Below are 24,823 nucleotides of genomic sequence, written 5' to 3'. Positions count from 1 at the left end.
AAGGGGAGGGGCACATGTATATCGCCGATCTGCACATTCACTCCAAATATTCCCGCGCCACCAGCAAGGACCTGGAGCCGGAGCAGTTGGCCGCCTGGGCGGCGCGCAAGGGCATCGGTTTGGTGGGCACCGGGGATTTCACGCACCCCGCCTGGCGGGCCGAGCTGCAGGACAAGCTGGTCGAGGAGGAGGAGGGAGTGTATACCCTGAAGGGGGCCGGGGCGGACGCGCCCCGCTTTGTGGTCTCCGGAGAGATCAGCACGATCTACAAAAAGAACGACAAGGTGCGCAAGGTTCACAGCCTGATCCTGCTGCCCAATCTGGAGGGGGCGGAGAACCTATCCCGGCGGCTGGAGGCCATCGGCAACATCCGCTCTGACGGCCGACCCATCCTGGGGCTGGACTGCCGGGATCTGCTGGAGATCACCCTGGAGGCGTGTCCCGACGCGGTCTTTGTCCCCGCCCACATCTGGACGCCCCACTTCTCCCTCTTCGGGGCCTTTTCCGGCTTTGACACCCTGGAGGAGTGCTTTGAGGATCTGTCCGGGGAGATCCACGCCCTGGAGACTGGTCTCTCCGCCGACCCGCCCATGCTCTGGCGATGCTCCGCCCTGGACAAATACACGCTCATTTCCAACTCCGACGCCCACTCCCCCTCCAAGCTGGGGCGGGAGGCCAATCTGTTGGATACCGGGCGCTCCTACCCGGAGCTGGCCCGGGCTATCCGGACCGGAGCGGGCTTCGCGGGTACCATCGAGTTTTTCCCCGAGGAGGGCAAGTACCACTTTGACGGCCACCGGAACTGCGGGGTGTGCCTCTCACCGGTGGAGGCGGAGGCTGTGGACGGCAAATGCCCCGTGTGCGGCCGCCGCCTGACCCCTGGCGTGCTCCACCGGGTGGAGCAGCTTGCCGACCGGCCCGAGGGGTTCCGCCCCCAGGGGGCCAAGCCCTTTGAGAGCCTGGCCCCTCTGCCGGAGGTGATCGCGGCCTCAGCCGGGGGCGCGGCAGCGGGCAGGCAGGTGGAGGCGCGATGTGAGCTGATGCTCCGGGAGCTGGGGCCGGAGTTCTATATCCTCCGCCAGGCCCCACTGGAGGATGTCCGCCATGTGGCCGGGCCCTGTGTGGCCGAGGGCATCCGCCGCCTGCGAGCGGGGGAGGTGGCCCGGACGCCGGGCTACGACGGGGCCTATGGGGCGGTGGAGCTGCTCTCTCCCGCCGAGCGGGAGGCCTATGTGGGCCAGGTGAGCCTGTTCGGCGTGGAGAAGCCCGCCCGGAAAAAGACCACACCGGCGGGGAAAGTCCGGGCGGTGGCTCCCAGCGGGGCCGGGGACAAGGCGCAGGCCGCCTCCGGACCCAATGAGGCCCAGCGGGCGGCGACAGAGGCGGTGGAACCGGATCTGGCGGTCATTGCCGGGCCGGGGACGGGCAAGACCTACACGCTGGTGTCCCGCATTGCCCATCTGCTGGAGCAGGGGGCGAAGCCGGGGCAGATCACGGCGGTCACCTTTACCAACCGGGCGGCCGGGGAGCTGCGGGAACGGCTGGGGGCCCGCCTGGGCAGGCGTACGGCCCGGGGGATACACATCGGCACCTTCCATACCATCTGCCTGGAGCTGCTGGGCGCGGGGGACGGGGGGCGGCTGGCTGATCCCTGGGAGCAGCGGGACCTGGCCGCCGCCGCTCTGAAGGAGCTGGGGCGGAAGGGTAGCCCCGGCCGGCTTCTGCGGGAGATTTCCGCCTGGAAGAACGGCGGCGGAGAAGAGGACGCGGCCTTTGCCTGCTATGAGCGCCTGCGGCGGGAGGCGGGATGGCTGGACTTCGACGACCTGCTGCTGGAGACCCTGGAGCGCTGGGAGAGCGGGGAGGCCGGGACGAAGAAGCGCGCCCGCTTCACCCATCTGCTGGTAGACGAATTTCAGGACTGCAGCCCCATTCAGTACCGGCTGGTACAGGCCTGGCGGCAGGGAGGGGAGAGCCTCTTTGTGATCGGTGACCCGGATCAGGCCATTTACGGTTTCCGGGGCGCAGACTCCTCCTGTTTTGCCCGCCTGAGGGCCGACCTGTCCGGCCTGCGGGAGATCGCGCTCACGGAAAACTATCGCTCCTCCCCGGAGATTCTTGCCTGCGCCCTTCCGGTTATTGGGGAGAACGGAGGCGCGCCTCGGAGGCTGGAGGCCCGGAGACCCTCCGGGGCGGCGGTGCGCCTGGTGCGCGGCGGAGACGAGCGGGCCGAGGCCATCTTTATTGCCAAGGAGATCGGCCGCCTGGTGGGCGGCGTGGGGATGCTGGAGGCCCAGGAGACGGGCGCCGGTCGGGGGGCGCGCAGCTTTGGGGAGATCGCGGTGCTCTGCCGTACCCGCCGCCAGCTGGAGCGGTTGGAGTTTTGCCTGGGGCACGACGGGATTCCCTGCGTCGTGGCGGGCCGGGGGGACTTCCTGGCCGACGGGACCGTGCGGGAGGCGGTAAACTACTTCCGGTCCCATCCGGAGCGGACCGGCGCGCCCAAAGACCTGCTGGAGGAGTGGTGTGCCCACCGCGTCCCCAGCCCGGCCCTGGAGCGGCTGATCAATATGGCGGTCTTTTTCTCCGACATGCCGGACTTTCTGGAAAACCTCACCCTGGGCCGGGAGGCCGATCTGCTCCGCCGGGCCGGGGCGGGGTACGACGCGGGCGCGGTCACCCTCTCCACCCTCCATGCCGCTAAGGGCCTGGAGTGGCCGGTGGTATTCCTGGCCGGGGCTGCGAAAGGGCTGGTGCCTCTGGAGCGGATGGGCGTGGAGACCGACCCGGCGGAGGAACGGCGGCTTTTGTATGTGGGCATGACCCGGGCCCGGGACGAACTGATTCTGACTTATTCCGGCGCCCCTTCCCCCTTCCTGTCGGCTATCCCGGAGGGATGGCTGGCGCAGAGCGAGACGGGCAGTGTCCCGGCCTCCGCCCGGGCGGAGCAGTTGAGCCTGTTTTAGCCCAAAAACGCGGCGTCCACGTTGGTGGACGCCGCGTTTTCATCCTGTTGGCAGCTTGTCCTGGGGCAGGGAGATCTCCGGCATCAGCTCGGTGGAGATCACGCGCAGCATTTCCGTCAGCTTAGCCACCTCTTCGGGGGAAAAGCGCTCCTTAATGCGGTCCATGACCGTGCCCAGGTAGCGGTAGCTGATGTTGTAGTAGTCAATATACTTTTGGGTGACCTCCAGGTGATACTCCCGCTTGTCCACGGGAGACTGCACTTTGCGGATATAGCCCTTCTGGATCAGGCTGTTCACCTTATAGGCGGCGTTGGGGGGCGAGATCTGCACAAAGCTGGAGAACTCGTTGATGGTGGGGCTGCCCAGAGCCATAATGATCTCCATACAAAAGGTCTCCACCGTGGTCAGGCTGGCCTCACGCTTCTGGAAGCGGCTGAACACCGCACGATAGAAATGCAGCTTGAATTTGGTGTAGACCCGCTCAAAGATTTCCTCCAGCATACGCGCCGCCTCCTCTTCCAATGCAACTATGATACCAGATTTTCCAGAGGAGGGCAAGGCTATTCCCCAATGGCGAAGGTGAGCTCGGCCTGACAGGCCACCTTGCCGGCCACCCTGGCCACCGCCTTCCCAAAGCCCACCGGCCCCCGCTGGGCGGTCAGCTCACAGGAGAGCTCCAGCACATCGCCGGGTACCACTTGACGCTTAAAGCGGCAGTTCTTGATCCCACCGAAAAAGGCCAGCTTGCCCCGGTTCTCCGGCAGAGACAGGGCGGCCACCGCCCCGGTCTGGGCTAGGGCCTCTAGAATGAGCACCCCGGGCATGATCGGATGGGCGGGAAAATGGCCGGTAAAAAAGGGCTCATCCATGGTGACGCACTTGATCCCTTTCGCCCACACCCCGGGTTCATAGTCAGTAATTTTGTCCACCAGCAGAAAGGGGGCGCGGTGGGGGAGAATCTCCATAATCTGATGGATATTTAGTTCCATGCTCAGTCCTCCCAGCGTTTGAAGAGCAGGCTGACGTTGTGCCCGCCGAAACCTAGGGAGTTGGACATGGCGTAGTTGAGCGCCGCGCTGCGGCCCTCATTGGGCACGATGTCCAGATCACAGAACGGGTCGGGGATCTGGTAGTGGATGGTGGGCGGCGCAAAGGAATCCCGCAGGGCCAGGGCGGTGAACATGGCCTCCACCGCGCCGCTGGCCCCCAGCAGATGGCCGGTCATGGACTTGGTAGAGCTGACCAGCAACCGGCAGGCGTGAGAGCCGAAGGCGGTCTTGATCGCCGCCGTCTCGCCGGAGTCGTTGAGGGGGGTGGAGGTGCCGTGGGCGTTGATGTAGCCCACCGCCTCCGGCGCCACGCCCGCGTCCTCCAGGGCCTGAGCCATGCAGGAGGCGGCTCCGGAGCCGTCAGGGGTGGGGGCGGTGATGTGGTAGGCGTCGCAGGTGGTGCCATAGCCCACCACCTCGGCTATGATGCGGGCTCCGCGCTTTTGGGCGTGCTCCAGCTCCTCCAATATCAGGATGGCCGCGCCCTCGCCCATGACAAAGCCGGAGCGCTCCTGATCAAAGGGGATGGAGGCCCGCGTCGGCTCGTCACAGGTGGTCAGGGCGTGCATGGAGGTGAACCCGCCGATGCCGGAGGGGGTAATGGCGGCCTCCGCGCCGCCGCAGAGCATCACCTCGGCGTAGCCGTCCCGGATGTGGCGGAAGGCGTCCCCCACCGCGTTGGAGCCGCCGGCGCAGGCAGCCACCACACAGGAGCACATGCCCTTCAGCCCGTGCCGGATGGCAATGTGCCCGGCGGCCAGATTCGTGATGGACATGGGAATGTAGAAGGGGGAGATCCGGTCATATCCCTTCTCGGCCCCCTTTGCGATCTCGCGCTCCAGGGTGCCCAGGCCGCCGATGCCGCTGGACACCAGCACGCCGCAGCGGCCCGCATCCTCCGAGGCTATGTCCAGGCCGCTGTTGGCCACGGCCTCATTGGCGGCGGCTAGGGCAAACTGGGTAAAGCGGTCCATCTTGCGGGCTTCCTTCTTTTCCATAAAGTCCTCGGGGGCAAAACCGTGGGCCTCCGCGGCCAGATGGACCTTCTGGGCGCTGTGGTCGTACAGGGTGATAGTGTCAATGCCGCATTTCCCGGCCTTGGCCGCAGCCCAGCTGTCCGCCGCGTTCAGCCCCAGGGGAGTGATGGCCCCCAGGCCGGTGATGACGACCCGTCTTTTTTCCATATTTGTCGCTTCCTTTCCTGGAATCGCTTTGTGAGATTGGAAGGGTTCCGCCCTTCGGGGCAGGGGCAGAGCGGCACTCAAACCGCCATGCCTCCGTCCACGCAGAGCACCTGTCCGGTTACATAGCCGGCCGCGTCGCTGGCAAAGAACGCCACCGCCTTCGCCACATCCTCCGTCGCGCCCATGCGGCCCATGGGGATGGTGGCGAGAATGGCCTGCTGGGCGCTCTCCGGCAGGGCGGCGGTCATGTTCGTGTCGATAAAGCCGGGGGCCACCACATTGACGGTGACGTTCCGGCCCGCCAGCTCCTTGGCCAGAGACTTGCTCAGGCCGATAAGCCCGGCCTTGCTGGCGGCGTAGTTGGTCTGGCCGGCGTTGCCCCGCAGGCCGACGATGCTGCTCACCGCCACGATGCGGCCGTATTTCTGCTTCATCATGGGCCGGTAGGCCGCCTTCATGCACAAGAATGCGCCCTTCAGGTTGGTGTCCACCACCGCGTCGAAGTCGTCCTCCTTCAGCAGGGGCATCAGGTTGTCCCGGGTGATGCCCGCGTTGCACACCAGAATGTCCAGCCGCCCCAGGCGGGCGATGACCGCCTTCACCATGGCGGTCACGGAATTCCCGTCGGCCACGTCGGCCTGGATGGCGAAGGCCTCCACGCCCAGGGCGCGGCACTCCTCCACGGTCTGCTCCGCGGCCGCCTGGCTGCCGGAATAGTTGACCGCCACCCTGGCGCCCTGACGGGCCAGCTCCAGGCAGATGGCCCGGCCGATGCCCCGGCCGCCGCCGGTGACCAGGGCGGTTTTTCCGTTCAAGCTCATACCGCTTCTCCTTTCAGCGCCGCAATGACGGCCTCCAGATCCTCCGCCGTCTCCACCGGATACACGGGGATGCCGGGCACCGTCTTTTTTACAAAGCCGGACAGGGCCTTGCCCGGCCCAATCTCCACAAAGGCCTCTACGCCCAGCTCCGCCATGCGGCGGATGGAGTCCTCCAGATAGACGCTGCTCTGCACCTGGCGCTCCAACAGGGCGGGGATGCTCTGCCCCGCCTGAAGCACGTTGCCGGTGCAGTTAAAGACCACCGGGAAGGCCATAGGCCGGAACTCCACCGACTGGAAGCGTGCCCGCAGGGCGTCCCCCGCCGGGGCCATCAGGCTGGTGTGGAAGGGCCCGGACACCTTCAGGGGCATGCAGCGCTTGGCCCCCGCCGCTTTAGCCAGCTCGCAGGCCTTATCCACGGCGGCGGCGTCCCCGCCGATGACCAGCTGCCCGGGGCAGTTGTAGTTGGCGATCTCCACCACACCCAGATGGGAGGCCCCGTCGCAGGCCGCCTGCAGGGGTTCCCGGTCCAGCTTGAGCACCGCCGCCATGGAACAGGGGCGGTCCTTCACCGCCTCCGCCATGGCGCGGCCCCGGAAGGCCACCAGTTCGATGGCGGTTTTGGCATCCAGCACCCCGGCGGCGTGGAGGGCGGAATACTCGCCCAGGCTCAGGCCCGCAGCGTAGTCCGGACGGATGCCCTGCTCGTAGAGCAGGGCGGTCACCCCGGCGGCGAAGGCCACCATGCACGGCTGGGTGTACTGGGTCTGACCCAGCTGCTCCTCCGGGCCGTCAAAGCACAGACCCTTCAGGTCAAAGTCCACCGGGGCGCTGTCGAAAATATCACGGAAAAGGGGGTGCTGATCGTACAAATCGCGGCCCATGCCCACATGCTGGCTGCCCTGGCCCGCGTAGAGAAAGCCTAGTTTCATGCCTGTTCCTCCTGGTTCAGGGCCGCCAGCCGGGCCTGGTACCCGGCGTACAGGTCCTCAAAAATAGCCCGCAGGGGGCGGATTTCGGTGAGCTGGCCCGCCACCTGGCCGGCCATGAGGCTGCCGGTCTTGACATCGCCGTCAAAGACGGCCCGGCGCAGGCTGCCCAAGGTGAATTCCTCCAGCTCCAGCTTATCCGCCCCGGCCTTTTCTCTGGCCACATATTCCCGGGCCATGGGGTTCTTCAGGATGCGCACCGGCGTGCCGCCGATGCGGCCGGTGACAATGGTGGAACTGTCCCTGGCCTTAAGCACAGCCTGCTTGTAATTTTCGTGGATGGGGCACTCCTGACTGACCAGCAGGCAGGTGCCCAGCTGCGCGCCGCAGGCCCCCAGGGCGAAAGCGGCCAGCATCTGTTCCCCGCTGGCGATGCCGCCTGCGGCCACCACGGGGATATCTACCGCGTCCCTCACCTGGGGGACCAGTGCCATGGTGGTCAGCTCGCCAACGTGGCCGCCCGACTCGGTGCCCTCGGCGATCACGCCGTCCGCTCCGGCCTTGGCCACCAGCTTGGCCAGGGCCACTGCCGCTACCACGGGGAACACCTTTGCCCCGGATTCCTTCCACATAGGAAGGAAGGGGGCGGGGTTGCCCGCGCCGGTGGTGATAAAGCCCACATGCTCCTCCGCGGCCACCTGGGCCAACCCCTTTACCTGGGGGTGCATGAGCATGATGTTCACACCGAAGGGTTTGTCTGTGAGGGCGCGGCACTTACGGATGTTCTCCCGGAGGGTATCCACGTCCATGCCGCCCGCGCCGATAAGGCCCATGGCCCCGGCGTTGGATACGGCTGCGGCAAATTCACCGGTGGCGATGTTGGCCATGCCGCCCTGAAGAAAGGGGAACTCGGTCCCCAGGATCTGATTGAGTTTCATGATTCGTCTCTCCTTACCACTCCAAAAGCGCGCCGCCCCAGGTCAGGCCCGCGCCGAAGCCTATACAGAGGATCCTGTCTCCCCGCTGGAGCAGCCCCTGCTGGCTCATCTCGTCCAGGGCGATGGGGATGCTGGCGGCGGAGGTGTTGCCGTAGCGCTCCATATTCTGATAGAACCGCTCCGGAGGAACCCCCAGCCGCCTGGCGGCGGAGGAAATGATACGGGCATTGGCCTGGTGGGGGACAAACCAGCGGATGTCCTCCAGGGTCAACCCGGCCTGGTCCAGAAGGGTGCGGGCGCACCGGGGGAGGGCCTCCACGGCGAAGCGAAAGACTGCCGGACCGTCCATGTGGATGGCCCGGGGCAGCCCGGGACCGGCCACGGAGAGGGCCGCCGGGTCGCCCCGGCTTCCCAGCACACAGGCGTAAGGGGTCTCGTCCAGGGTCACCACCGCCGCGCCCGCCCCGTCCCCGAATAGGACGCAGGTGCTCCGGTCCGCAAAGTCCAGCACATGGCTGAGAGCCTCGGAGCCCACCACCAGGGCGTAGGGCCGCCGGTCCTGGAGCAGCAGCCCCCGGGCGATCTGAAGCCCGTAGACAAAGCCGGTGCACCCCACGCTGATATCAAAGCAGGGCAAGTCCTCCGGCAGGCCCAGCCTGCGCTGCACCATGCAGCCCATGGAGGGCGTGGCATAGTCCGGCGTCACCGTGGCCACAATGCAGGCGCACAGCTGCCCCGGAGCGATCCCGGAGCGCTTCAGCGCCAGCCCGGCCGCGGCGGCGGCCAGGTCGGCGTTGCCCTCCGCTTCACAGAAATACCGCTGGCGGATGCCAGTGCGGGTGGAAATCCACTCGTCGCTGGTGTCCACCAGGCGGCTCATGTCGTCATTGGTCATGCATTTGGAGGGCAAGGCCCTGCCGGTGGAAATGATACGAAGCCCTTTCAAAGCCCGATCCTCCTGAATTTTTCATATCGGTTTTGGGCAAAGCGGCCCTCCCGCTCCACCCGGGCCAGCTGCCGGGCGATCTCCCGGTCCACTGCGGAAAAGACGGCCTCCGGGTCCAGGTGGGCGCCGCCTTCCGGCTCCGGGACGACGGCGTCCGCCACCCCCAGCCGGAGCAGATCCGGGGCGGTGAGCTTCATGACCTCGGCGGCCTCAGCGCTGCGGGAGGAGTCCTTCCACAGAATGGAGGCGAAGCCCTCCGGGGAGAGCACGGAGTACACCGCGTTCTCCAGAAGGATCACCCGGTTGGCCACCGCCAGGGCGAGGGCCCCGCCCGAGCCGCCCTCGCCGGTGACCACCGCCACCACGGGCACGTTCAGGCCGGAGAGCAGGGCCAGACAGGAGGCGATGGCCTCCCCCTGGCCCCTGGCCTCGGCCTCTAGGCCGGGATAGGCACCAGGGGTGTCAATAAAGGTAATGACCGGACGGTCAAACTTTTCTGCCTGCCGGAAGAGACGTTGGGCCTTCCGGTAGCCTTCGGGCCCGGGCATTCCAAAGTTGCATTTGAGGTTTTCCGTCAGATTTTTGCCCTTGCGGTGGCCCACCACGGTTACCGGACGGCCGTGGTAGAGGGCCACGCCGCCCAGAATGCTCTCGTCCTCCTTGCACTGCCGGTCGCCCCGGCATTCAAAGAAGTCGGTGAACAGGGCGCAGATGTAGTCCGCCGTGCCGGGGCGTCCGGCGTGGCGGGCCAGGGCCACCCGCTGGGCGGCGGTATATTCAGCCACGGCGGACGCCCCCTTTTTCATGTAGGCGCAGCAGCCGGGAGATTGTCTCCCGCAGCCTGGCGCGGGGGACAATCTGGTCCACAAAGCCGTGCTCCAGAAGAAATTCCGCGCGCTGGAAGCCGTCGGGCAGCTTCTGGCCGATGGTCTGCTCAATGACCCGGGGCCCGGCAAAGCCGATGAGGGCCCCCGGCTCGGCCAGGGTGTAGTCCCCCAGGGATGCGAAGGAGGCCGTGACGCCGCCGGTGGTGGGATGGGTGAACACCGAGATATACAGCCCTCCCGCCTGGGAGAGCCGGGCCAGGGCGGCGCTGGTCTTGGCCATCTGCATCAGGGACAGAATGCCCTCCTGCATCCGGGCGCCGCCGCTGGCGGAGAAGAGGATGAGGGGGTATCCGGTCCGGACGGCGTATTCCGCCGCCCGAGTAATCTTTTCCCCCACGGCCACCCCCATGCTGCCCATCATGAATTGACTGTCCAGCACGGCGCAGATCACAGTCCGGCTGTCGATTTTGCCCCGGGCGGTGACCACCGCCTCGTTGAGGCCGGTGGAGCGCCGGGCGGCTTTGCGCTTGTCGTCATAGCCGGGAAAGTCCAGGACGTTTGGGGCCACCAGCTTTTCGTCCAGCTCACGGAAGCTGTGGGAGTCCAGCAGCATGGACAGACGCAGATAAGCACCGATGGGGTGGTGATAGCCGCAGGAGGGGCACACATAGAGGGCGCGGACCAGGGTGCTCTTGGGCGTGACCGCGCCGCACTGGGGGCACTTGCCGAACACCGCCTTGGCGGGCCTGCGTTTGGGCACATCCCGCTCCTTTCCGCCCCGCCGACGCTGGAGCTCAATCAGCCGCGCCCGGCGCTGGGAAAAGTTTTCTTGTTCCATGGAACGCTCCTTTTTGTTTGTAGAGGCCTGCGCCCCCGCGCGTAAGGCCGTTCTCAGGCCTTACAGTCCCAGGCCAGCAGCTCGTCCAGATGCTGCTCCAGAAAGCCGGTGTCGTACCGGCCCTTTACAAAATCCGGGTGGTAGAGAATCAGGTGGGCCAGATCCGCTGTGGTGGGGTAGCCCTGGATAATCAGCTCCTCCAGCGCCCGGCGCATCCGGCGGATGCACTCCAGCCGGGTGGGGGCGTGGACGATGAGCTTGGCGGCCAGGGAGTCGTAGTAGGGGGGCAGCTCATAGCCGGGGAAGAGGGCGGTGTCCACCCGCACCCCGGGTCCGCCGGGGAGGTGGAGAAATTCCGTCCGTCCCGGCGCGGGGCGGAAGCCGGCGCGGGGGTCCTCCGCGTTGATGCGGCACTCCATGGCGCAGCCACTCTGACATACCTGCTCCTGGGTGAGACCCAGGGGCAGGCCGGCGGCAATGCGGATCTGTTCCCGCAGCAGGTCCACCCCGGTGACCATCTCGGTGACCGGGTGCTCCACCTGGATGCGAGTGTTCATCTCAATGAAATAGAAGCTCCCATCCTGATCCAGCACAAACTCCACCGTCCCGGCGCTCTGGTATCCGGCGGCCCGGGCGGCGGCCACGGCGGCTTCGCCCATGCGCGCCCGCAGGCCGGCGTCCAGCGCCCGGGAGGGGGACTCCTCAATCAGTTTCTGATTCTTCCGCTGGACGGAGCAGTCCCGCTCTCCCAGGTGGATCACATGGCCCTGGCGGTCGGCTAGGATCTGGAATTCAATGTGCCGCGGGTTCACAATGAGCTTTTCCACGTAGAGCTCCCCGTTGCCGAAGCAGGCCGCCGCCTCGGCCTGGGCGGCGGCAAAGAGGGTGGGCAGCTCCTCCGGGGCATATGCCCGGCGCATGCCGCGCCCGCCCCCTCCGGCGGAGGCCTTGATCAGAACAGGGTAACCGATTTCCGCGGCAATTGCCGCGGCGGTCTGGGCATCCGGGACCGGGCCGTCCGACCCCGGCACCACCGGCACGCCGTGCCGCCGCATCAGCGCACGGGCGGCAGCCTTGTTGCCCATCTGCCGGATGACCGCCCCGGAGGGGCCGATGAAGCGCAGATCGCATTTTTCACAAAGCTCGGCAAACTCTGGATTCTCAGATAAAAAGCCGTAGCCAGGGTGGACGGCGTCGCAACCGGTCTCCAGCGCAGCGGTGAGCAGGGCGGACAGGTTCAGGTAGCTCTCCGCCGCTCTGGCGGGACCGATGCACACCGACTGGGTGGCCAGCTGCACATGGAGGGCGTGGGCGTCGGCGGTGGAATAGACCGCCACTGTCTCGATCTCCAGCTCCCGGCAGGCGCGGATGATGCGCACCGCGATCTCCCCTCGGTTGGCGATGAAAATACGGTGAAACATGGCCTACCGCTCCCGGACGCGGAAGATGGGGGCGTCAAAGCCCGCCAGATCTCCGTCCTGTACCAGCACTTCCTCGATGACGCAGTCGAAGGGCGCGGGTACCTCGCTCATCATTTTCATGGCCTCCAGCACACATACGGTCTGCCCCTTTTTTACCGCCGCACCCACGGGGGCGAAGGGGGCCTCTCCCGGGGCGGGGGACGCGTAGAAAGTGCCTACCAGCGGGGCGGTGATGTAACGCCCCGCCTCTTGGGCTGGCGCCGGGGCAGGGGCGGGCTGGGCCGCCGGAGCGTCCGGGACAGGCGGGCATACAGGGGCGGGGACAGCCTGCCTTCCTTTCTCCAGCCTGACCCGCGCGCCCTCCAGCTCCACCTCCAGCGCAGTGAGGGGAGAGGCCGAAAAGCGATCCAGGAGGGCAAGAATCTGCTGCATATCCACGGCTTACTCCTGATGCTGCTCCAGATAGCGGACAATGTCGCCCACGGTCTTGATGTTCTTGAGCTCCTCGTCAGGAATACAGGCGCCGATGGCCTCCTCCAGCGCCATATTCAGCTCCACCGCGTCCAGAGAATCCGCCTCCAGATCGTCGGCCAGGCTGGCCTCCATGGTGACCTGCTCCAGGTCGCAGCTCAGGGTTTCGGCAATAATATCGCGTACTTTTTCAAACATGGTTATGTTCTCCTTTCGGTGGTAATGTGCAGACTATGGATTCAATTATTTTAATTAAAAATATTTAACTAAAATAATTTAAACGTATTGTAGCAGGTTTTGGAAGATTGTCAAGGGGGAAAAACAGCTTTGTGAAAAATCACAAATCCGCTTCGGCCAATGAAAAAGCGCCGGACCATAAGGTCCGGCGCTGATGTGGGCAGAGGAAAAATACGGCGCTCAGAAGGAGACGACCTCCTGGACGGCTTTGGCGCAGGGAGCGATGGACTGGATGTGCATCACCGGTCCCTCCCCGTGGTAGGCGGCTTGGTGTTCCACCGCCATCTGGGCGGTGACCTCGATCCAGTCGTGGTCCTTGTACCGGTCCAGCCCATCCCCCTTGGCGATGAGCCCCAGGAAGGTCACGTCATTCTCGCAGCACACCATGGCGAAGCGCCCGGGGCAGTCGATGCCCGGGTAGTTCCGGGAGTGGCACATGACCAGCTTCATGTGGACGGTCTTGCCCGCGTACCGCTCCGGATGGTCCATGACGTCCACATACCACACGCCGTAGTCGTCGTCCGGGATGTCCACCACGGGCTGTTCCAGGTCGAAGGGGCACTCGTCTCCGGTGAGGTAGTCCTCGTCCGAACCGTCCTCGCTCTCCAGATAGATGTTGGCCCGGCGGTTGACCATGCGCAGATTCCGCTTGCGCAGGGAGTCCTTCAGCTCGGGTGTGCAGCGGTTAAAGACGAGCATGTCACAGTTGAGGATTTTCTCCATCATCAGCTGCCCCATGTTCTTGGTGTACAGCTCAAACGTGGGGGCCTCCACCACGGTCATGATCTGGTAGAGGATCCAGTTGGCGGGGAGAATGTCGCTGAAGAGGGGCTGGAGAGGCCACATGCCGTTGTACTCAATGAGCACCTGCTTGGGGCGGTATTTCTTCTCACACTCCTTCAGAAAGGAGCATTTCAAATCCGCCTGTTCCTCCACCGTGACCACAGTGACGTTGTCCATGGCCCGGGGATTATACTCCTCCTCGCCCTCCTCACAGCAGATCAGAAGGGTGCGGTCCTCCCGGGCAAAGCCGTCCTCCAGAATACCGTTGATAAAGGCGGTTTTGCCGGAATCCAGAAAGCCGGCGATGAGATAAACGGGAATATCCATAGTGATCGTTCCTTTCCGGAGAGCCCGTTACAGGCCGAAGAGCTGGGAGAGCTTCTCCTCCTTCAGCTCGGCGCCGATGACGCACAGGCGGCCGGTGTAGTCCGGCCGGCCGGCCCGGACTTCGTGCTCCTCAGGCACATAATCGAACTCCAGCCACGCGCCTGTGTCGCTGGCCACGATACCCTTGGCCCGCAGGATTTTGCCGTATTCGCCGCTGTCCAGCTCGGCGAGAATGTGCGCAAGCTCCGGCTGAGAAAAGGTCTTGGGGGTCTCCTTCCCCCAGCTGGAAAAGACCTCGTCGGCATGATGGTGATGGTGGTCGTGGCAGCCGCAGGTGCAGTCGGGGCCGTGGTCGTGGTGATGGTCATGGTCATGATCATGATGATGTTCATGCTCTTCGTGATCATGGTGATGGTGGTGCTCATGCTCGTGCTCGTGTTCGTCATGGTCATGGTGGTGATGGTGGTCGTGCTCGGCCTCCTCGGCTTCATGCTCAGCGCGCATTTTGGCCAGCAGCTCGTCCGCCAGGGAGACCTGCTCCATGGCGGAGAGGATGGCCTGGCCGTCCAGCTGATCCCAGGGGGTGGTGAGAATGGCCGCGTCGGGATTCTTTTCCCGCAGCATGGCCACGGCGGCCTCCAGCTTCTCCTGGCTCACCTTCTGGGTGCGGGAGAGCAGGATGGCCCCGGCGCTTTCGATCTGATTGTTGTAAAACTCGCCGAAGTTTTTCATATAGATCTTTACCTTGCTGGCGTCGGCCACGGTGACCGCACTGTTGAGGGCCATGTCCGGAAGGCCGGCCACCGTGTTTTCCACGGCCACCACCACGTCGCTGAGCTTGCCCACGCCGGAGGGCTCGATCAGGATGCGGTCCGGGTGGAACTGCTCCTGCACCTCCTTCAGGGCCTTGCCGAAGTCGCCCACCAGAGAGCAGCAGATGCATCCGGAGGACATCTCGGAGATCTGCACGCCGGACTCCTTCAAAAAGCCGCTATCAATGCTGATCTCGCCGAATTCATTCTCGATGAGCACCAGCTTTTCCCCCTGAAAGGCCTCGGCCAGGAGCTTTTTAATCAGCGTAGTCTTGCCTGCACCCAGGAAGCCGGAGATAATGTCGATTTTTGTCATAGCCATCAAGTCCTTTGCTGTTTCAGATTTTGAATAGAATTAATGATACCATTAAAAAAAGAAAATGCAACTGTATTGTGTGAATTTTTGCCGGAAAGCGCTGCAATTCTGTTTTGGGGAATGGCGCAGCCGGGACATTTGTGGTAAACTGCAATCAGCGGTTATTTGGAAGCAGGAGGAGGACAAACTATGACCAAGCAGGAGGCCTATCAGGCCAGGCTGGGGACAGTGGAGGGGGCGCTGGAGCTGGTGCGCTCGGGAGACTGTATTACCACAAGCTGTTATGGAAACGAGCCGATCCATTTCCTCAGGCAGCTCCACACCGTGGGACCGCGGGTGGAGGGCGTTTGCCTGTGGATGATGAATAATATGGAGGATTATCCGGTCATATTAGACCCTGCGCTGGAGGGGCATATTGACTTCCTCAGCGCGTTTTACGGCCCCGCGTGCCGCCGAATGCACCCCGTCAGACGGGTCTCTCTGGTCCCGGGCAATCTCCACTCCATCGCGGCCAGTACGATCCGTGCCCGCAGGCCCACTGTCCATGTTTGTGCGGTCAGCCCCATGGATCCGGACGGGCGGGTCTCCCTTGCCTTTGATCTGGAGGCGTCGCTGGAGTGGATGGAGGCCGCAGACCGGGTGATCTTTGAAATCAACCCCAATATTCCGCGCATGGGCGGGGAGACCATGGTGCCCATCGAGGCGGCGGACTACCTCTATGAGGTGGAGGACAGCCCCCTCCCCTATGCGCCGGCCACCCCGGCCTCGCCCGTGGAAGAGAAGATTGCGGAGTATGTCTCTTCACTGATTCGGGACGGTGACTGTATCCAGCTGGGCATCGGCGGCATGCCGGGGGCGGTGGGGGAGAAGCTCCTGGACAAACGGGATCTGGGCGTCCATACGGAGATGATTACCGCCTCCATGGGGCGGCTGATGCGCTCCGGAGCGGTGAATAACAGCCGTAAAAACCTCAACCCCGGCAAGTCCGTGGGCGCCTTCGCCTGGGGGGACCAGGCGCTCTACGATCTGATGGCCGGGGGTGGGATGATTGAGATGCGCCGGTGCAGCTACACCAACGACCCCTTTGTCATCGCACAGAACGACAATATGGTCTCCGTGAATACGGCGCTGGAGCTGGACCTGACAGGTCAGATCTGCTCGGAGAGCGTGGGGCCCCGGCAGTTTTCCGGCACCGGCGGTGCCTGCGATTTCGCCTATGGCGCCTATCACTCCAAGGGGGGACGGGGCATTGTGGCCATCACGTCCACGGCAAAGGGCGGCGCTGTCTCCAAGCTCAAGGCCCAGCTGACCCCCGGCGCAGTGGTGTCCATTCCCCGCAATCTGGCGGACTATGTGGTTACGGAATACGGCATCGCCCCCCTGCGGGACCGTACCATCCGCCAGAGGGTGGAAAACCTCATCGCTGTGGCCCACCCGGATTTCCGCGCCGAGCTGCGCCGGCAGGCGGACCAGTGGATGCTCTGGTAGGCCCGGCAGACAAAGAAAACAGGAGGAGAAAGCTATGGAACAGCTGCTTTTCATTGACGCCTGTGTGCGGGGGGAGCGCTCTCGCACCCGGAAGCTGGCGGAGCATTTTCTTAAGACATACCAGGACAAACATCCGGACACTGCCGTGGTGCGGCGGGATCTGTGTCTCCAGAGGCTGGAGCCCCAGTACCCGGAGGTGCTCGCCCAGCGGGACGCCCTGTGGGCGGCCGGCCGGCTGGACCAGCCCATGTTTGAACCGGCGCGGCAGTTTGCCGGGGCGGACCGCATCGTCATCGCCGCGCCCTTCTGGGACCTGTCCTTCCCGTCCATTTTAAAGATCTATCTGGAGCGCATTTCGGTGACCAACATCACCTTTGGCTATGACTCCACGGGGGCCATGAAGGGGCTGTGTCGGGCAAAGCGCATGCTGCTGGTGACCACCCGGGGTGGTTACTATGCGGGCACGCCGCTGGAGATGGGCCGGCGCCAGCTGGAGGCCCTGTGTGTGATGTACGGCATCCCGGAGCTGGTCTGCCTGGATGCGGAGGGGCTGGACGATGCGCGCAACGACGCCGGCGCGCTTCTGGCGGCGGCTATGGAGCGGGGCGCGGCCCTGGCGGAGACCTTTTAAATGAAAAAGGTCTTGCTGCTGACCACGGGAGGCACCATTGCCTGCCTGCCCACAAGAGAGGGGCTGGCGCCCGGACTGAATGGCGCCACATTGGCCGGGATGCTCCCGCACGGGGTGTGGGAGCACTATCAGGTGTCCATCCGGGATATTTTGCACCTCGACTCCTCCAACATCCAGCCGGAGGAGTGGCAGGTGATCGCGGGGCATGTGTTCCGCAGCCGGGAGGACTATGACGGGATCGTCATCACCCATGGGACGGATACCATGGCCTATACGGCCTCCATGCTGTCCTTCATGCTGCAGGGGATCCGGATTCCCGTGGTGCTCACCGGCTCCCAGCTGCCCATGGGCCACCCGCTGACCGACGGCCTGGAGAATCTGCGCACAGCCCTGGCCATGGCTGCCTCGGCAGTGCCGGGGGTTTTTCTGGCCTTTGACCGGAAGGTGATGCTGGGCTGTCGCGGGGTGAAAATCAGGACCACAGACTTTGACGCGTTTGAGAGCGTCAACTGGCCCCTGGCCGCTGTGGTGGACGGCAAGGGGCTGGAGATACATAGGCAGTCCATTCCGGCGGTACGGGGGGACTGTGAGCTGCGGGACCGCCTTTGCCCAAAGGTATTTCTCATCAAGCTCACCCCGGGCCTGGATCCGGAGCTGTTTGACATGCTGCTTCAGATGCACTACCGGGGCATTGTGATCGAGGCCTTCGGCGCCGGCGGCCTGCACTTTATCCGCCGCGACCTTACGGCCAAGCTGCGGGCGGCCGCCCGGGCCGGGATCGCCGTGGTGGTGTGCAGTCAGTGTCTTTATGAGCCCAGCGACTTTTCCCTCTATGAGGTGGGTCAGCGGGCGCTGGCAGAGGGGGTCATCCCGGGCCGGGACATGACCACCGAGGCCGCGGTGACCAAGCTCATGTGGGCCCTGGGGCAGACAGAGGATTTGGGCGAGGTCCGCCGCATGTTTGAAACCAGTTTGGCGGGAGAGATTTGCGCGTCGTGAGAACGCCCCCTGCCTCTATGGGCGCCGTTCCCAGGCTGCACCCATAGAGGCAGGGGGCGGGAAAACGGAGACCTGACGTCGGAACGGAGGAAACAAACCCCGTCCATATTCAGTTGGCCCGCATGCACCCCGGTTTTGCCGGGGCGCATGCGGGCCAATTTTCGGCATCAGCGGAACAGTCCACCGCTGATGACTAGACGCTGAATCTCGTTGGTACCCTCGTAAATTTGGGTGATCTTGGCGTCACGCATCATGCGCTCCACATGGTAACCCTTCATATAGCCGTTGCCGCCCAGCAGCTGGACGCATTCGGTGGCTACCCGCATGGCGGTGTCGGAGCAGGTCATCTTGGCCATGGCCGCGGCGGCGGTAAAGGGCTTGCCCTCCCCCTCCAGCACGGCGGCCTTGTAGAGCAGCAGCTCCGCCTTTTCAATCTCCGTGTACAGCTCCGCCATCCGGAAGGCCAGATACTGCTGCTTACAGATGGGCTTGCCGAACTGCACCCGTTCCATCATATACTTCCGGGCGATCTCAAAGGCGCCCTTGGCAATGCCCAGCGCCTGGGCGCCCACGCCGATGCGACCGCCGTCCAGGGTTTTCATAGCCAGCTTGAAGCCCTCGCCGGGCTTGGCGATCATGTGGTCGGCGGAGACCCGCACATCATGCAGGTGCAGGTCGGACACCTGGGCGGAGCGGATTCCCATCTTGTCCTCCCGCTTGCCCACGGTGAAGCCGGGCGTGCCCTTTTCCACCACGAAGGCGGCCATGCTCTTGGTACCAATGGAGGGGTCGGTCAGGCAGTAAATCACCGTGTAGTCGGCCACAGGACCGTTGGTGTTAAAGCACTTGGAGCCGTTGAGAATATAGTCGTCCCCGTCCCGGACGGCGATGGTCTGCTGGCCCGCCGCGTCGCTGCCGGCATTGGGCTCAGTCAGACCGAAGGAGCCGATGGCCTTGCCGCTGGCAATAGGGGAGAGGAACCGCTTTTTCTGCTCCTCCGTGGCGGAGGAGTTCATAATGCTGCCGCCATAGAGAGAGGTGTTCACCGAGAAGGAGATGCCGAAAGCCGCGTCCACCTTGGAGATCTCCTCCACGGCCAGCACATAGTCCAGCGGAGAGCCTCCCATACCCCCAAACTCCTTCGGATAGGGCAGGCCGTACAGGCCCATGGCCCCCAGCTTCCGGAATGCGTCCAGGGGGAAAATTTCCTGGGCGTCCCGCTCCAGAACGCCAGGGAGAAGCTCCCTCTCTGCAAAGTCCCGGGCCAGTTTTTGAATGGCTCTCTGCTGTTCACTGAGTTCGAAATTCATGTCTGTTTCCTCCTGTTACTTAAAAATTTTGAATACGTATAATTTTTTATTAAAACATTTCTGCATAAGAAAAGTTGTTGACGTTGACAATATTAGCACAGCCATAGTATAATGTCAAGCACAGGAGTGATAAAAATGGAATTATACCGCTGCATCAATTTTCTGCTCAGCGCTTCCCAACATACGGTTTTTCAATACTTGAATGCCCGGCTGGCTCCCCACGGCATTACCCCCGCCCAGTACGGCGTACTCAGTTGCCTGTGGAGAGAGGGGAGACTGACGCCCAAGCAGATTGGGGAGATCCTGCACCTGGAGGCATCCTCGGTGTCCAGCATTCTGGACCGGATGCAGAAAAACGGCCTGATCGACCGGGCCATCGACTCAGAGAACCGCCGGACCATCCGGGTCTCTCCTACCAAGCGGGGGCTGGAGCTACAGGCGCCGGTGGAGGCAATTATCGAAGAAATGAACCAACGGGTGCTCGCCCCCTTTTCCGTGGAGGAACAGGAGGCCCTCCGCCGCGCGCTGATTGTCATTGCGGACCTGGAATTGAAGTAACCCGGAAAAAACGAACAGCGCCTGCCGCCCATTAGGCGGCAGGCGCTGTTTTGTTTTGATTGCCGGATTGACCGGCGTCCCGCAGTACAAGAAGCGCCCCGGACAAAAGGGTCTGGGCGGCACGTTCTGATGCCCGGATTTCCGCGGTTGAGGCGAATTTACATCTCCCTGCGGCCCTCCAGGGCGCGCAGGAGGGTGGCGTCGTCGGCGTACTCCAGATGGCTGCCCACCGGGATGCCGTAGGCCAGGCGCGTAACCTTCACCTGAAAGGGCTTGAGCAGCCGGGAGAGATACATGGCGGTGGCCTCTCCCTCAGTGTCCGGGTTGGTGGCCATAATGACCTCGGCCACGCCGCCGCAGGCCACCCTTGCAGTCAGCTCCCGGATGTGCAGATCATCCGGCCCCACGTGATTCATGGGGGAGATGACGCCGTGGAGCACGTGATAGGTGCCTGTGTACTCCCGGGAGCGCTCCATAGCGATCACGTCCTTGGGGTCGGCCACCACGCAGATGACGCTCTGGTCCCGCTTGGGGCTGGCGCAGATGGGGCACAGCCCATCACCCTCGGCAAAGTTCTGGCACACGGGGCAGCAGTGGATAGAGCGCTTGGCGGAGACAATGGCGTCGGCAAAGGCGGCGGCCTCCTCCTCCGGCAGGGCGAGGACGAAAAAGGCCAGCCGCTGGGCGGATTTGCGCCCGACTCCGGGCAGACGGGCAAACTGCTCCACCAGGCGCTCCAGAGCGGGGGGAAAATATTCCATAGGCCGCTCCCCCTTACCCGCGCAGGGCGGCGATGGCGGCGGCGGGGTCCGCCGCACCGTACACGGCGGAGCCGGCCACCAGGGTGTCCGCGCCGGCGGCAATCACCCGGGGGGCGGTCTTGGCGTTGACCCCGCCGTCCACCTCCAGGCGGCAGGCAGGGTTATGGCGCGCAATGAGCGCCCGCATCTGGGCCACGGTCTCCAGCTGCTCCTCCATGAAGGCCTGTCCACCGAAGCCGGGCTCCACGGTCATCACCAGCACCAGGTCCAGCTGCTCCAGATAGGGCAGCACCGCGCGGGCGGCGGTGATGGGGCGTAGGGCCACCGCCTTGTGCACCCCGCACCGGTCCATCTCCCGCAGGGCCTCGGCGATGCGGGTGGGGTGGTCGGCCTCCAGATGGACGGAGATCAGGTCGGCCCCGGCCCGGGCGAAGGCCTCGATATAGCGCACGGGCTTGTCGATCATCAGGTGTACGTCCAGAAACAGGTCGGTGCACGCCCGCACGGATTGGACCACCGGGGGGCCGAGGGTGATATTGGGCACAAAGTTTCCATCCATCACATCCACGTGAAGCCAGTCGGCCCCGCCACGGGCCACCCGGGCAATATCCCGCTCCAGATTGGCAAAATCGGCGGAGAGGATCGAAGGCGCAATTTTAATCATAGTTTAACGCAACCTTTCACTGACGTTACAAAACTGTGGTAAGGTATAAAAGAGGAACAGGACATTCCCGGAGGGCACACGGTCCCGGAGGTGGGCGCATAGGATACACCAAGCGGATGACGCCCGGGCGCCCCGCCGGTTCTCCCCCGGCTCCCACATACGTCCGGCCCGGCGGCCCTGCCCCCGGAATTGCGCGCCGCATTTCAGATAGCCGCCCGCCGGGACAGCCTCCCGGCGGGCGGCGGCAGATCAGGTTATACCTGGTTGTACAGCTGGTTTGTGTGGCATTCCCGCGCCTGATAACCGGCCTGGCACATGGCGTCCAGAATGGCCCGCTTGTGGGCGTGGCCGAAGGCCTCCAAGGTGACCCGCAGTTCCACGCCGCTCTGGCGGTTGATGTTGACGAACTGGTTGTGCTCCAGCTTGATGATGTTGCCGTTCTCCCTGGCCACAATTTCCGCCACCCGCAGCAGCTCGCCGGGGCGGTCGGGCAGCTGTACCGAGAAGGAGAACACCCGCCCGCGGTTGATTAGCCCGTGCTGGACCAGACTGGCCACGGTGATGACGTCCATGTTGCCGCCGGAGAGGACGCTGACCACATTTTTACCCCTGCAGTCTAGGTGGGAGAGCGCGGCGATGGTAAGCAGGCCGGCATTCTCCACAACCATTTTGTGCTTTTCCATCACATCCAGGAAGGCGTCCACCAGCTCGCTGTCGTCGATGGTGATGATCTGGTCTATATTTTTCTGGATATAGGGAAAAATCTTGTCGCCGGGGGTCTTGACCGCCACGCCGTCGGCAATGGTGTCCACCCGCTCCAGTGTGACCACATGGCCCGCCTCCAGGCTGGCCTTCATGGAGGCCGCGCCCGTGGGCTCCACCCCGATGACCTGCACGTTGGGGTTGAGCAGCTTGGCAAGTGTGGACACGCCCGCCGCCAGTCCGCCGCCACCGATGGGGACCAGGATCACATCCACGTCGGGCAGGTCCTGAAAGATCTCGTAGGAGATGGTGCCCTGGCCGGTGGCCACGGCGGGGTCGTTGAAGGGATGGACATAGGTCAGTCCCTGCTCCTGGGAGAGCTTGGCGGCCAGGGCGGCCGCGTCGTCGAAGGTCTCCCCATGGAGGATCACGTTGGCCCCGTAGTCCTTGGTGTTGTTTACCTTCACCAGGGGCGTGGTGGTGGGCATGACAATGGTGGCGCTCACCCCCGCGTGCTGGGCGGCGTAGGCCACGCCCTGGGCGTGGTTGCCCGCCGAAGCGGTGATCAGCCCCCGGGAGCGGTCCTCGCCGCTGAGGGTGCTGATCTTGTAATAAGCGCCACGGATTTTATAGGCGCCGGTGACCTGCATGTTCTCCGGCTTGATGTACACGTGATTGCCGGCGGCTTTGGAGAAGGACTTGCTGTAGATCAGGTTGGTGTTCAGGATCACACCGGAGAGCACACTCCGGGCCTGTTTAAATTCTTTTAGGGTGAGCATAGTTGAGAGACTTCCTTTATCCAACATCCAAAAATGAGTTTATGCTCTAATCATACTGAGTTTTCCCGGGAAAGTCAACGTGTTCTTGACACCTGGAGGCGGGAAAGGTACAATATTAAGATAAGATGCGCTCTGTGTTTCCATACCGCGCAGAGGGCGCGGACGGGCGGCCGGCAGGAGGGATGTCCATGGCAAAAATCGTAAAAAAGTCGGCGGCGCCGCTGTATATCGTGGCGCTCCTCTGGGTGATTTGGGCGCTGTTCGGCCCCATGTACGCCTGGTGGCACTTCGCCCTCCTGGCAGCGGGCTCTGTGGCGCTCTATCTGCTGGGCCGCAGGCTTTTCCCGGACAAGATCCTGATCGTACCCGACCCGGAACCGGAGGTGAAGCGCGAACCGGAGACCACGGGCAATCCGGAGATCGACGCGCTCATGGCCGAGCGGGACCGGGCCCTGTCGGAGATGCGCCGGCTGAACGACAGCATCGAAGACGAAACGATTTCCGCCCAGATCGACCGTCTGGAGGAGACCACGCGGAAGATCATCGCCCATGTGGCGGAGCACCCCGGCAAGCTGCCCCAGATCCGTCGCTTTCTCAGCTACTACCTGCCCACCACACTCAAGCTGCTCAACGCATACGACCGTATGGATGACGCGGGGGTGTCGGGGACCAATATCGACGGGACTATGGGCAAGATTGAGCATATGATGGATACCATTGTCCGGGCGTTTGACAAGCAGCTGGACGCGCTGTTTGCAGACGAGGCGCTGGACATCTCTGCCGATATTACCGTAATGGAACAGCTCCTGGCCCAGGAAGGGGTCGGGGACGGCCAGCTGAAAATGGAATTGTGAGAATGGAGGATAAAAGAATGAGCGACAATCAGGATAAGATGCCCGAACTGACCCTGACTCCGGATTTGAACACCGCGGCTGCGGCCGCCCAGGCCCCGTCGGCCCCCACCCTGACCCTGGACCCAACCGTGGCCGTGGACGAGGCGGAGGCGCAGAAGGCGCGGGACGCCAAGGCTGTGCAGCTGGATGAGAGCCAGCTCTCCGAGGCCGAGCGCAAGATGGTCAACGACTTTGCGCAGAAAATTGACATTACAGATTCCAACGTAGTGCTTCAGTACGGCGCGGCGGCGCAGAAGAACATCGCCGGCTTCTCCGAGAGCACCCTCAATTCCGTGCGCACCAAGGACCTGGGCGAGGTGGGCCAGGCCCTATCCTCCCTGGTGGTGGAGCTCAAGGGCTTCGGCCAGGAGGAGGAGAAGGGCATCTTCGGCTTTTTCAAGAAAAAGCGCAATGAGCTGGAGGCCATGAAGGCCTCCTACTCCAAGGCGGAGGCCAACGTGGACAAAATTGTCGCCGTGCTGGAGGGGCACCAGGTGACCCTGATGAAGGACATCGCCATGCTGGACCAGATGTACGAGCTCAACACCAAATACTACAAGGAGCTGACCATGTACATCCTGGCGGGCAAAAAGCGCCTTCAGCAGGTGCGGGAGAACGAGCTGGAGGATCTGCGCAAAAAGGCGGCCCAGACCGGTGCCCAGGAGGATGCCCAGGCCTATAACGACCTGGCCAACATGTGCACCCGGTTTGAGAAAAAGATCCACGATCTGGAGCTGACCAGGATGATCTCCATTCAGATGGGCCCCCAGACCCGGCTTCTGCAGAACAACGACACACTGATGTTGGAGAAGATTCAGTCCTCGTTGGTGAACACCATCCCCCTGTGGAAGAGCCAGATGGTGCTGGCTCTGGGGCTGGAGCACTCCCGCCAAGCCACCCAGGCCCAGAGCGCGGTGACTAGCATGACCAATGACCTGCTGAAAAAGAACGCCGACATGCTCAAGATGGGCACGGTGGAGACCGCCAAGGAGGCCGAGCGGAGCGTGGTGGACATCCAGACCCTGCAGCACACCAACCAACAGCTCATTTCCACCCTGGATGAGGTGATGAAGATTCAGCAGGAGGGCGCGCAGAAGCGCCGGGAGGCCGAGGTGGAGCTGGGCCGTATCGAGGGTGAGCTCAAGCAGAAGCTTTTGGAACTGCGGGGCTGAG

General features: G+C 63.8%; 25 protein-coding genes. 7 read left to right on the top strand and 18 right to left on the bottom strand.

Going from position 1 to position 24,823, the window contains the following annotated elements:
• Window positions 1-14: 14 nt before the first annotated feature.
• Window positions 15-2,966, top strand: coding sequence for a UvrD-helicase domain-containing protein (locus tag H9Q75_RS04680; protein ID WP_186564956.1), 2,952 nt, complete (start codon window positions 15-17; stop codon window positions 2,964-2,966).
• Between the two features lie 39 nt (window positions 2,967-3,005).
• Here the strand turns inward: H9Q75_RS04680 and H9Q75_RS04675 are convergent, their stop codons facing one another.
• From H9Q75_RS04675 to H9Q75_RS04610, 14 genes are all read right to left on the bottom strand, one after another.
• Entirely contained in the window at window positions 3,006-3,467 is a 462-nt protein-coding gene (locus tag H9Q75_RS04675) for a MarR family winged helix-turn-helix transcriptional regulator (RefSeq protein ID WP_186564955.1), read from the bottom strand.
• A gap of 59 nt (window positions 3,468-3,526) precedes the next feature.
• A complete protein-coding gene (fabZ, locus tag H9Q75_RS04670) occupies window positions 3,527-3,955 on the bottom strand; it encodes a 3-hydroxyacyl-ACP dehydratase FabZ (protein ID WP_186564954.1) in 429 nt (142 codons plus the stop codon).
• Between the two features lie 2 nt (window positions 3,956-3,957).
• Entirely contained in the window at window positions 3,958-5,199 is a 1,242-nt protein-coding gene (fabF, locus tag H9Q75_RS04665; protein WP_186564953.1) for a beta-ketoacyl-ACP synthase II, read from the bottom strand.
• Between the two features lie 77 nt (window positions 5,200-5,276).
• Window positions 5,277-6,020: a 3-oxoacyl-[acyl-carrier-protein] reductase gene (gene fabG / locus H9Q75_RS04660; RefSeq protein WP_186564952.1), complete on the bottom strand. Its 744-nt coding sequence runs from the start codon at window positions 6,018-6,020 to the stop codon at window positions 5,277-5,279.
• A complete protein-coding gene (gene fabD, locus H9Q75_RS04655) occupies window positions 6,017-6,952 on the bottom strand; it encodes an ACP S-malonyltransferase (RefSeq protein WP_186564951.1) in 936 nt (311 codons plus the stop codon). The genes fabG and fabD overlap by 4 nt, the downstream gene beginning before the upstream one ends.
• Complete coding sequence (locus H9Q75_RS04650; RefSeq protein ID WP_186564950.1) at window positions 6,949-7,887, bottom strand: nitronate monooxygenase; 939 nt, start codon at window positions 7,885-7,887, stop codon at window positions 6,949-6,951. Before H9Q75_RS04650 ends, fabD begins: the two co-directional genes overlap by 4 nt.
• Window positions 7,888-7,900: 13 nt before the next feature.
• Entirely contained in the window at window positions 7,901-8,833 is a 933-nt protein-coding gene (locus tag H9Q75_RS04645; protein ID WP_186564949.1) for a beta-ketoacyl-ACP synthase III, read from the bottom strand.
• Window positions 8,830-9,639 (bottom strand): acetyl-CoA carboxylase carboxyltransferase subunit alpha, encoded by an 810-nt coding sequence (locus H9Q75_RS04640; protein WP_186564948.1) that lies wholly within the window; start codon window positions 9,637-9,639, stop codon window positions 8,830-8,832. The genes H9Q75_RS04645 and H9Q75_RS04640 overlap by 4 nt, the downstream gene beginning before the upstream one ends.
• The gene (accD, locus tag H9Q75_RS04635) at window positions 9,611-10,498 is read right to left on the bottom strand and encodes an acetyl-CoA carboxylase, carboxyltransferase subunit beta (protein WP_186564947.1); all 888 of its coding nucleotides are present in this window, start codon (window positions 10,496-10,498) and stop codon (window positions 9,611-9,613) included. Before accD ends, H9Q75_RS04640 begins: the two co-directional genes overlap by 29 nt.
• Before the next feature lie 53 nt (window positions 10,499-10,551).
• Window positions 10,552-11,919, bottom strand: a complete 1,368-nt coding sequence (gene accC / locus H9Q75_RS04630) for an acetyl-CoA carboxylase biotin carboxylase subunit (RefSeq protein WP_186564946.1) — start codon at window positions 11,917-11,919, stop codon at window positions 10,552-10,554.
• Window positions 11,920-11,922: 3 nt separating this feature from the next.
• Entirely contained in the window at window positions 11,923-12,351 is a 429-nt protein-coding gene (locus H9Q75_RS04625) for an acetyl-CoA carboxylase biotin carboxyl carrier protein (protein ID WP_207720740.1), read from the bottom strand.
• Between the two features lie 9 nt (window positions 12,352-12,360).
• On the bottom strand, window positions 12,361-12,588 hold the full coding sequence (gene acpP, locus H9Q75_RS04620) for an acyl carrier protein (protein ID WP_186564944.1): 228 nt from the start codon (window positions 12,586-12,588) through the stop codon (window positions 12,361-12,363).
• Window positions 12,589-12,807: 219 nt separating this feature from the next.
• A complete protein-coding gene (locus H9Q75_RS04615) occupies window positions 12,808-13,737 on the bottom strand; it encodes a TIGR03943 family putative permease subunit (protein ID WP_186564943.1) in 930 nt (309 codons plus the stop codon).
• A 27-nt stretch (window positions 13,738-13,764) separates the two neighbouring features.
• The gene (locus tag H9Q75_RS04610) at window positions 13,765-14,865 is read right to left on the bottom strand and encodes a CobW family GTP-binding protein (RefSeq protein WP_186564942.1); all 1,101 of its coding nucleotides are present in this window, start codon (window positions 14,863-14,865) and stop codon (window positions 13,765-13,767) included.
• A 189-nt stretch (window positions 14,866-15,054) separates the two neighbouring features.
• Between H9Q75_RS04610 and H9Q75_RS04605 the strand changes: the two genes are divergently transcribed.
• From H9Q75_RS04605 to H9Q75_RS04595, 3 genes are read left to right on the top strand one after another with little or no spacing between them, the layout of a single operon-like run.
• Complete coding sequence (locus H9Q75_RS04605; RefSeq protein WP_186564941.1) at window positions 15,055-16,353, top strand: acetyl-CoA hydrolase/transferase family protein; 1,299 nt, start codon at window positions 15,055-15,057, stop codon at window positions 16,351-16,353.
• A gap of 34 nt (window positions 16,354-16,387) precedes the next feature.
• Window positions 16,388-16,984, top strand: coding sequence for an NAD(P)H-dependent oxidoreductase (locus tag H9Q75_RS04600; RefSeq protein ID WP_186564940.1), 597 nt, complete (start codon window positions 16,388-16,390; stop codon window positions 16,982-16,984).
• Window positions 16,985-17,983, top strand: coding sequence for an asparaginase (locus tag H9Q75_RS04595; protein WP_186564939.1), 999 nt, complete (start codon window positions 16,985-16,987; stop codon window positions 17,981-17,983).
• A gap of 167 nt (window positions 17,984-18,150) precedes the next feature.
• Here H9Q75_RS04595 and H9Q75_RS04590 read toward each other — a convergent pair whose 3' ends face one another.
• Window positions 18,151-19,293 carry an acyl-CoA dehydrogenase family protein gene (locus H9Q75_RS04590; protein WP_186564938.1) on the bottom strand — a complete coding sequence of 381 codons (1,143 nt, stop codon included), beginning with the start codon at window positions 19,291-19,293 and terminating at the stop codon, window positions 18,151-18,153.
• Between the two features lie 135 nt (window positions 19,294-19,428).
• Here H9Q75_RS04590 and H9Q75_RS04585 point away from each other — a divergent pair, with 135 nt between their 5' ends.
• The gene (locus tag H9Q75_RS04585) at window positions 19,429-19,851 is read left to right on the top strand and encodes a MarR family winged helix-turn-helix transcriptional regulator (protein ID WP_186564937.1); all 423 of its coding nucleotides are present in this window, start codon (window positions 19,429-19,431) and stop codon (window positions 19,849-19,851) included.
• A 158-nt stretch (window positions 19,852-20,009) separates the two neighbouring features.
• Here H9Q75_RS04585 and recR read toward each other — a convergent pair whose 3' ends face one another.
• The 3 genes from recR to ilvA all read right to left on the bottom strand — a co-directional run bounded on the left by recR (window position 20,010) and on the right by ilvA (window position 22,757).
• Window positions 20,010-20,612: a recombination mediator RecR gene (recR, locus tag H9Q75_RS04580; protein WP_186564936.1), complete on the bottom strand. Its 603-nt coding sequence runs from the start codon at window positions 20,610-20,612 to the stop codon at window positions 20,010-20,012.
• A gap of 13 nt (window positions 20,613-20,625) precedes the next feature.
• Window positions 20,626-21,276 carry a ribulose-phosphate 3-epimerase gene (gene rpe / locus H9Q75_RS04575; protein ID WP_186564935.1) on the bottom strand — a complete coding sequence of 217 codons (651 nt, stop codon included), beginning with the start codon at window positions 21,274-21,276 and terminating at the stop codon, window positions 20,626-20,628.
• Between the two features lie 254 nt (window positions 21,277-21,530).
• Window positions 21,531-22,757, bottom strand: coding sequence for a threonine ammonia-lyase (gene ilvA / locus H9Q75_RS04570; protein ID WP_186564934.1), 1,227 nt, complete (start codon window positions 22,755-22,757; stop codon window positions 21,531-21,533).
• Window positions 22,758-22,945: 188 nt separating this feature from the next.
• Between ilvA and H9Q75_RS04565 the strand changes: the two genes are divergently transcribed.
• Window positions 22,946-23,611, top strand: a complete 666-nt coding sequence (locus H9Q75_RS04565) for a 5-bromo-4-chloroindolyl phosphate hydrolysis family protein (protein ID WP_186564933.1) — start codon at window positions 22,946-22,948, stop codon at window positions 23,609-23,611.
• A gap of 17 nt (window positions 23,612-23,628) precedes the next feature.
• Complete coding sequence (locus H9Q75_RS04560) at window positions 23,629-24,822, top strand: toxic anion resistance protein (protein WP_186564932.1); 1,194 nt, start codon at window positions 23,629-23,631, stop codon at window positions 24,820-24,822.
• The last annotated feature ends 1 nt before the right edge of the window (window position 24,823 follow it).

It is taken from the genome of Lawsonibacter celer (assembly GCF_014281125.1).
GTDB lineage: Bacteria > Bacillota > Clostridia > Oscillospirales > Oscillospiraceae > Lawsonibacter_B > Lawsonibacter_B celer.
The sequence above is the reverse complement of the archived record's forward strand: the minus strand, read 5'-3'. Positions and strand labels throughout refer to the sequence as shown.

Bases quoted from the DNA above. Each gene is read 5' to 3' on its own strand.
- H9Q75_RS04680 (WP_186564956.1), top strand. From the start codon at position 15: ATGTATATCGCCGATCTGCACATTCACTCCAAATATTCCCGCGCCACC.
- H9Q75_RS04675 (WP_186564955.1), bottom strand. From the start codon at position 3,467: ATGCTGGAGGAAATCTTTGAGCGGGTCTACACCAAATTCAAGCTGCAT.
- fabZ (WP_186564954.1), bottom strand. From the start codon at position 3,955: ATGGAACTAAATATCCATCAGATTATGGAGATTCTCCCCCACCGCGCC.
- fabF (WP_186564953.1), bottom strand. From the start codon at position 5,199: ATGGAAAAAAGACGGGTCGTCATCACCGGCCTGGGGGCCATCACTCCC.
- fabG (WP_186564952.1), bottom strand. From the start codon at position 6,020: ATGAGCTTGAACGGAAAAACCGCCCTGGTCACCGGCGGCGGCCGGGGC.
- fabD (WP_186564951.1), bottom strand. From the start codon at position 6,952: ATGAAACTAGGCTTTCTCTACGCGGGCCAGGGCAGCCAGCATGTGGGC.
- H9Q75_RS04650 (WP_186564950.1), bottom strand. From the start codon at position 7,887: ATGAAACTCAATCAGATCCTGGGGACCGAGTTCCCCTTTCTTCAGGGC.
- H9Q75_RS04640 (WP_186564948.1), bottom strand. From the start codon at position 9,639: ATGAAAAAGGGGGCGTCCGCCGTGGCTGAATATACCGCCGCCCAGCGG.
- accD (WP_186564947.1), bottom strand. From the start codon at position 10,498: ATGGAACAAGAAAACTTTTCCCAGCGCCGGGCGCGGCTGATTGAGCTC.
- accC (WP_186564946.1), bottom strand. From the start codon at position 11,919: ATGTTTCACCGTATTTTCATCGCCAACCGAGGGGAGATCGCGGTGCGC.
- H9Q75_RS04625 (WP_207720740.1), bottom strand. From the start codon at position 12,351: ATGCAGCAGATTCTTGCCCTCCTGGATCGCTTTTCGGCCTCTCCCCTC.
- acpP (WP_186564944.1), bottom strand. From the start codon at position 12,588: ATGTTTGAAAAAGTACGCGATATTATTGCCGAAACCCTGAGCTGCGAC.
- H9Q75_RS04615 (WP_186564943.1), bottom strand. From the start codon at position 13,737: ATGGATATTCCCGTTTATCTCATCGCCGGCTTTCTGGATTCCGGCAAA.
- H9Q75_RS04610 (WP_186564942.1), bottom strand. From the start codon at position 14,865: ATGACAAAAATCGACATTATCTCCGGCTTCCTGGGTGCAGGCAAGACT.
- H9Q75_RS04605 (WP_186564941.1), top strand. From the start codon at position 15,055: ATGACCAAGCAGGAGGCCTATCAGGCCAGGCTGGGGACAGTGGAGGGG.
- H9Q75_RS04600 (WP_186564940.1), top strand. From the start codon at position 16,388: ATGGAACAGCTGCTTTTCATTGACGCCTGTGTGCGGGGGGAGCGCTCT.
- H9Q75_RS04595 (WP_186564939.1), top strand. From the start codon at position 16,985: ATGAAAAAGGTCTTGCTGCTGACCACGGGAGGCACCATTGCCTGCCTG.
- H9Q75_RS04590 (WP_186564938.1), bottom strand. From the start codon at position 19,293: ATGAATTTCGAACTCAGTGAACAGCAGAGAGCCATTCAAAAACTGGCC.
- H9Q75_RS04585 (WP_186564937.1), top strand. From the start codon at position 19,429: ATGGAATTATACCGCTGCATCAATTTTCTGCTCAGCGCTTCCCAACAT.
- recR (WP_186564936.1), bottom strand. From the start codon at position 20,612: ATGGAATATTTTCCCCCCGCTCTGGAGCGCCTGGTGGAGCAGTTTGCC.
- rpe (WP_186564935.1), bottom strand. From the start codon at position 21,276: ATGATTAAAATTGCGCCTTCGATCCTCTCCGCCGATTTTGCCAATCTG.
- ilvA (WP_186564934.1), bottom strand. From the start codon at position 22,757: ATGCTCACCCTAAAAGAATTTAAACAGGCCCGGAGTGTGCTCTCCGGT.
- H9Q75_RS04565 (WP_186564933.1), top strand. From the start codon at position 22,946: ATGGCAAAAATCGTAAAAAAGTCGGCGGCGCCGCTGTATATCGTGGCG.
- H9Q75_RS04560 (WP_186564932.1), top strand. From the start codon at position 23,629: ATGAGCGACAATCAGGATAAGATGCCCGAACTGACCCTGACTCCGGAT.